We start from the raw sequence: 6,348 nt of genomic DNA, 5'->3' as shown, positions 1-6,348 counted from the left end.
GCACGATACCGACGTGCCGGTCGCGCAGATGCACGTGCTGTGCGAAGACGAGGCCATCATCGGCCGCGCCTTCTACGTGATGGAGTTCGTCGGCGGCCGGGTGATGTGGAACCAGGCTTTGCCCGATTGCACGCCTGAAGAGCGCGGCGCGATCTACGACGAGATGAACCGCGTGATCGCCGCGCTGCACACCGTCGACGTGCCCACCGTGGGCCTGGCCGACTACGGCAAGCCCGGCAACTACTTCGAGCGCCAGATCGGCCGCTGGAGCAAGCAATACCTGGCTTCTGTCACCGGCCCGAACCCGGCGATGGACAAGCTGCTCGACTGGCTGCCGGCGCACATCCCAGCCAGCGCGCGCGACGAGTCGCAAATCAGCATCGTGCATGGCGACTACCGCCTCGACAACCTGATCTTCGACAGCGTTCAGCCGCGCATCACCGCGGTGCTCGATTGGGAGCTGTCGACCATCGGCCACCCGTTGGCCGACTTCAGCTACCACTGCATGAGCTGGCACATCCCGGCCGGCGTGTTCCGCGGCATTGCGGGGTTGGACCATGCTGCACTCGGCATCCCGAGCGAGCGCGACTACGTGCGCCGCTACTGCGAGCGCACCAGCCGCGCCGACGTCGACGCGGTGATGGCCGATTGGAACTTCTACCTCGCCTACAACCTGTTCCGCCTGTCGGCGATCGCGCAAGGCATTGCCAAGCGCGTGGTCGACGGCACGGCCGCCAGCAGCCAGGCGCGCGCGACAGGCGATGCCGCGCCCCTTCTCGCCCAACTGGCATGGCAGTTCGCTGAATCGGCCTGACAACGACACCCGGTCTCGGCCCGCCGAGACCACCCTCACCTCACGATCTCGCAACCCACAAGGACCCGCCATGGACTTCGGCTACTCACCCAAGACGCAGGAATTGCGCGCCGCCGTCTCGGCCTTCATGGACGAGCATGTCTACCCGAACGAAGCCCGCTACTGGGCCGAGCTCGAAGCCAACACCCAGGCCGGCAAGCGCTGGTCGCCGCTGCCGGTGATCGAAGAGCTCAAGCCCAAGGCCCGCGCCGTCAAGCTGTGGAACCTGTTCCTGCCCGACAGCACGCTGGGCGCCGGCCTGACGAACCAGGAATACGCACCCTTGGCCGAGATCATGGGCCGCGTGCCCTGGGCCAGCGAGGTGTTCAACTGCTCAGCACCTGACACCGGCAACATGGAAGTGCTGGTGCGCTACGGCAGCGCCGAGCACAAGAAGCAATGGCTCGAGCCGCTGCTGCGCGGCGAGATCCGCAGCGCCTTTGCGATGACCGAACCGGCGGTCGCTTCGTCCGACGCGACCAACATCGAAGCCCGCATCGAGCGCGATGGTGACGACTACGTCATCAACGGCCGCAAGTGGTGGACCAGCGGCGCCGGCGACCCGCGCTGCAAGATCATGATCTTCATGGGCAAGACGGACCCGACTGCGGCCCGCCACTCGCAGCAGTCGATGATCCTGGTGCCGATGGACGCCCCCGGCGTCAAGGTTCTGCGCCCGCTGACGGTGATGGGCTACGACGATGCGCCGCACGGCCACATGGAAATCGAATTCACCAACGTGCGCGTGCCGGCCAGCAACATGCTGCTGGGCGAAGGCCGCGGCTTCGAGATCGCGCAAGGCCGCCTCGGCCCGGGCCGCATCCACCACTGCATGCGTTTGATCGGCCTGGCCGAGCGTTCGCTGGAGCTGATGTGCGACCGCGCGCTCAAGCGCACCGCCTTCGGCAAGACCGTCGCCCAACAGGGCGTGACGCTGGAACGCATCGCCGACGCACGCTGCATGATCGAACAGGCTCGGCTGCTGACGTTGAAGGCCGCCTGGATGATGGACGTGGCCGGCAACAAGAGCGCGCAAGCCGAGATCGCGATGATCAAGGTCGTGGCTCCGAACATGGCCTGCCAGGTGATCGACTGGGCGATGCAGGTGCACGGCGGAGCCGGCGTTTGCCAAGACTTCCCGCTGGCCAACTTCTACGCCGGTGCCCGCACGCTGCGCTTCGCCGACGGCCCGGACGAAGTGCACCGCAACGCGATCGCCAAGATCGAGCTGGGCAAGCGCCCCGCGGCCTGAGCCGTCGCGCCTCTTCGGCGCGGGCATGAACGGGCAGCGGGCGCTGAGCGCCTGCCTGTCCGCCCCTCATTGGCAGGTTTCGTCGTCCGATTTCGATTGACAGACAGGACGACACCTTTTTCCCGACCACCGCCGTCGTCCGGAACAAAGGATCCTGCATGAAGCCTCTTTCCACCCTGCTGTCTGCGACCTTGTCGGCAGCCGTCTGTGCAGTCTTGTGCCTCAGCACGCCCGTAGCAAGGGCCTCGACGTGCTCCGTTCCCTCGGCGATACCCAACGACGGGCTGGACGACCGCGCCGCTATCCAGCAAGCGCTGGACCAACAAGGCTGTGCCTACCTGCCGGCGGGGGTGTACGACATCGAGACGCCCTCGTTCGTGCCGCCGGCCAGACGCATCTACGCGATGCTGACCCTGAATGGCGCCCACCTGTATGGAGACGGCCCTGCTTCGCTGCTGCGCTTCAAAGGCTCGGCCGGCGGCCAGGATTGGGAGGGCGTGCGCATGACCGGCGCAGGGCCGGCGTTGCACGATCTGTCCATGGACACTGCCAGCCTCTCGATGACAGGCGAGCAGACGCATGCCAGCAAGATCCTCGGCCCGGCTGCGGACGCCGAGGTCTTCCACATGAGCTACAACCATCCCCAACGCGGTGAACCGGGTGGCGACTGCATCCAGCTGGTCGGCTACGCCGCAAGTCTGATCACCAACGCCAGGATCCACGACAACGACTTCCTGCAGTGCGATCGCAGCGGCGTGGCCATCCATTCCGGCGCGCGTGGCCTGCAGATCACGAACAACCAGTTCCATGACACCGGCGATCAGGACGTCGACGGCGAAGGCTCGGGCGAGAACATCGATTGGCTGATCGCTCACAACACCTTCTCACTGGGCCAATCGCCGCAGGGCGACTTTGCGCTTCAGCTGCAGCTGGCCACCAATGTGCGGGTGACCGAGAACGTGTTCGCGGGCAGAGGCATCTACGCCTACAGCTGCACTCGGTGCGAGTTTGACCACAACGAGATCACGCGAACCACAGGCAGCGCCGGAACAGGCGTGGTCGAGATCTCGAAGGCCAGCCCGTTCAACCAGATTCACGACAACTTCATCCGGCGCGCCGCGACCGCCGGCGACGGGCCGGTGATCCGTCTGGTTCCCCACAACTCCGGCACGCCGGACCATGCCACCATCACCAACAACGTGCTGCGGCAGGAAACAACGGGCGACGTCATCTACTCGGTCGGTCTCGTCGGGCTGAACATCGAATACAACGATGTCACCTACTCGGGCGGCCCCAATCTGCGCTACGGCCTGCTGGCCTACGGCTCCGCGGGCACCTACGGCATCAGAACGACCGACCTCCATGTCAACGCCAATGCCTGGAAAGGCCCACTGAAGGCAGTGATCGGCATCAGCGGCTCCTACATGGGCGCCGGCACATTGGCGGCGACGCTGAACACCGCCGCGGTCACCGGCGTGATCTGCGGAAACATCAACACCGCCGGCGGCATCCAAGGCCCGTTCGCCGTGGTCTCCAACTCATGGCTGCCCTCGATCTGCAGCCCCTTGATCGGGCCAGACCAGTAACCACGCCAGTGGGTGGCGAATGAGGCCGGGACGGGCACGTCCAGGGCCGCTATTGGCTCGGCGGGCCCTCTTCGTCCGCCCCGGGTTCGTCCGCCGTCACGCCGGCCTGGACTCGCGCCAGTTCGAACAAGGCTTGCGCGGCCTGCACCGAGGCCACGTCCGGCTCGGGCAATGCCACCCGCAGCGTCAGCCGGTTGCGCTGCACGATGAGTGCAAACGGCGGCGCAGCCTCGGCTGCGCCGAGCGCGCGCTGCAGCAAGAGCTCACCCAGCGGGCCATGCAGCCAATGGGCCAACCAGGGCAGGCGGTTGCTGACTGCCGCGTAGTGATTTTTCAGCTCGCCCAACAAGGCACCGCTCAGCTTGGGCGACATGGCCAGCCAGCGCATCTCCTCGGGCGTCTCTTCGTCAATGCGGGTTTGCACGCCGCCCACGAACTGGTTGAACAGCTCGCCCTCGACCGTGTCCAACAGCGCGCGGGGCATCACCAGCGCGTGAGCTTCGCCGCTCAATGCGGGCAGTTCGCCGCGCAGCCGCAGTTCATGCGAGCCCATGTAATGGCGCTGTGACGGGCCCCATTCGATCCGGCCGTCGAGCACACCCGCCCGGCTGTCGATGACGAAGCCCTCGCGGTCGCGCGTGTTGCGCATGGTCCAGCCGGCCGACTCGGCCCAAGCCTGCAGGGCATCGCGGCCCTCGAAACTGCTGGCTCGAAACAACCGTTGCTTGATGAACTTCAGCATGGTTGGATTAGAGTCGCAACACCAACGCGAGGAGCCGAGGTCATGATCGAAGTGTATTCGTGGGCCACGCCCAATGGTCACAAGGTCCACATCATGCTGGAGGAGTGCGGCCTCGCCTATCGGACCATCCCGGTAGACATCGGCGCCGGCGATCAGTTCAAACCCGAGTTTCTCGCGATCAGCCCGAACAACAAGATTCCTGCGATCGTCGACCCCGACGGGCCGGACGGCAAGCCCATCTCACTCTTTGAGTCGGGCGCGATCCTGCTGTATCTGGCCGGCAAGACCGGCAAGCTGCTGCCGGCCAGCACCCACGGCAAGTACGAGGTGCTGCAGTGGCTGATGTTCCAGATGGGCAGCATCGGGCCCATGCTGGGCCAGGCGCATCACTTCCGCGTCTACGCACCCGAGAAGATCCCCTATGCAGTCGACCGCTACACCAACGAGGCCAGACGCCTGTACATGGTGCTGAACGGCCGCCTGRCCAACTCGCGCTACATCGGCGGCAAGGACTACAGCATCGCCGACATCGCCATCTTCCCCTGGCTGCGCTCGTGGAAAAACCAGGGCATCGACTGGAACGACTTCCCGCACCTGAAAGGCTGGTTCGACGAGATCTCCAAGCGCCCGGCGGTGATGCGCGGCGTCGAGGTCCTCGCCGACAGGCGCCGCTCGATCACCGACGACAAGTCCCGCGAAGTGCTGTTCGGCGCGCGGCAGTACGAGCGTCGGTGAAGCCCTACGCCACGATCCGATCCCGTTGTCCGACACACGAACATCAACATTAGGCCAGGCCCACTCGCCAGGGTCTGTTGCACGACGCGGCCCAACGTGACGGCAAGCCGCAGCCACAGGCGTTCACCAGGGTTTGCCTCGGCACGACAAGATATAGTGGCCGGTTTCAAAAACTTCATTCTCGGGAGGACCATGTCTGCATATTCCAGTAGCGGGACCCATCGCACATCAATCGTGCCATTCTGGCGCTCTTGCCTGATGGGCGCAGTGGTCGTTTCAATTCACGGCCAGTCCATAGCGGCGGCCTGGTACAACGAGCCCGCGTATGTTAATCCCGGCACCGAAGGCCTGTATGTCGGGCTGACGCCCCTGACCTACACTGAGACGCTAAGCAACAGGTTCCTGGGTCAGTATGTTTGCGTGGACGCTGACGGCGAGCCTATTCCCGATGATCCTTATCTCTGCACCCAAAATCGCCGCAAGCTGCGTATCGGCGAGGATCTGCCTTATATTCGTTTCACGAAAACCAGCTCCGGCAAGCTATCAAGCGTCTCGAACAGCATGCCGTTGATGTTCGGGAATCGCCTCCGGTTCATCAATACCCGCCAATCCGGGTCCCTCGAACACCTGTTGCGCAACTACGCAGTCGGCGACGGCTACGACATCACGGACAACTATCGCGGCTACAGCTTCATCTACGGCACCCGCGATCCGAAAAAGACGAGCGAGAAGTACATCTGGTGCGGCCAATTCGGCGACCTTGGTGGCGACTGGGTTCTCTGGCCTGACTCGATCTCCAATGGAGTGGGCGGCAGCGACGTATTCATCGGCAACGGCGGCGACTACGGTCAATGCAGCCCGACGCACAGTGGTTACACCGTCTGGGACGCAGCCAAGTGGATACCCTTTTCCAACGGCCGGTCGCTGTATTCCATCAAGACCTATCACTTCTCCAATTCCAGCGTCGCGGCGGCGGAACAGATCGAAGTCTTTTACCAGAACACGCTTTACGGCGCTGTCCGATGGGAGGCATGGAAGTCCWCCCAGCAAGACAGCGGTGGATCCGAGTGCGATGGCAGCACCACTATGATCATCGAAGGAAAGACCTTCTATCGGTCGCTATGCCACGAATGGACCAATCTGCAGCCCCAGACCCTCCCGTACCACGCCTATCACACGC

6 protein-coding genes are annotated in these 6,348 nt (G+C 64.3%); 5 read left to right on the top strand and 1 reads right to left on the bottom strand.

Translation table 11 applies throughout. From position 1 onward, the window contains the following. The 3 genes from AC1DYI_RS23935 to AC1DYI_RS23925 all read left to right on the top strand — a co-directional run. On the top strand, positions 1-814 hold an 814-nt coding region (locus tag AC1DYI_RS23935; protein WP_477206637.1), incomplete at its 5' end, for a phosphotransferase family protein. A gap of 70 nt (positions 815-884) precedes the next feature. Next, complete coding sequence (locus AC1DYI_RS23930) at positions 885-2,105, top strand: acyl-CoA dehydrogenase family protein (protein ID WP_477206636.1); 1,221 nt, start codon at positions 885-887, stop codon at positions 2,103-2,105. 158 nt (positions 2,106-2,263) lie between these two features. Then, on the top strand, positions 2,264-3,691 hold the full coding sequence (locus AC1DYI_RS23925; protein ID WP_477206635.1) for a right-handed parallel beta-helix repeat-containing protein: 1,428 nt from the start codon (positions 2,264-2,266) through the stop codon (positions 3,689-3,691). Positions 3,692-3,740: 49 nt separating this feature from the next. Here AC1DYI_RS23925 and AC1DYI_RS23920 read toward each other — a convergent pair whose 3' ends face one another. Beyond that, the gene (locus AC1DYI_RS23920; RefSeq protein WP_477206634.1) at positions 3,741-4,433 is read right to left on the bottom strand and encodes a hypothetical protein; all 693 of its coding nucleotides are present in this window, start codon (positions 4,431-4,433) and stop codon (positions 3,741-3,743) included. A 42-nt stretch (positions 4,434-4,475) separates the two neighbouring features. Between AC1DYI_RS23920 and AC1DYI_RS23915 the strand changes: the two genes are divergently transcribed. Next, complete coding sequence (locus tag AC1DYI_RS23915; protein ID WP_477206633.1) at positions 4,476-5,168, top strand: glutathione S-transferase N-terminal domain-containing protein; 693 nt, start codon at positions 4,476-4,478, stop codon at positions 5,166-5,168. A 258-nt stretch (positions 5,169-5,426) separates the two neighbouring features. Next, the coding region (locus tag AC1DYI_RS23910; RefSeq protein WP_477206632.1) for a hypothetical protein at positions 5,427-6,348 on the top strand (922 nt) is incomplete at its 3' end.

This window comes from Ideonella sp. P3_A4 (genome assembly GCF_056403075.1).
The sequence above is the reverse complement of the archived record's forward strand: the minus strand, read 5'-3'. Positions and strand labels throughout refer to the sequence as shown.

Bases quoted from the DNA above. Each gene is read 5' to 3' on its own strand.
- AC1DYI_RS23930 (WP_477206636.1), top strand. From the start codon at position 885: ATGGACTTCGGCTACTCACCCAAGACGCAGGAATTGCGCGCCGCCGTC.
- AC1DYI_RS23925 (WP_477206635.1), top strand. From the start codon at position 2,264: ATGAAGCCTCTTTCCACCCTGCTGTCTGCGACCTTGTCGGCAGCCGTC.
- AC1DYI_RS23920 (WP_477206634.1), bottom strand. From the start codon at position 4,433: ATGCTGAAGTTCATCAAGCAACGGTTGTTTCGAGCCAGCAGTTTCGAG.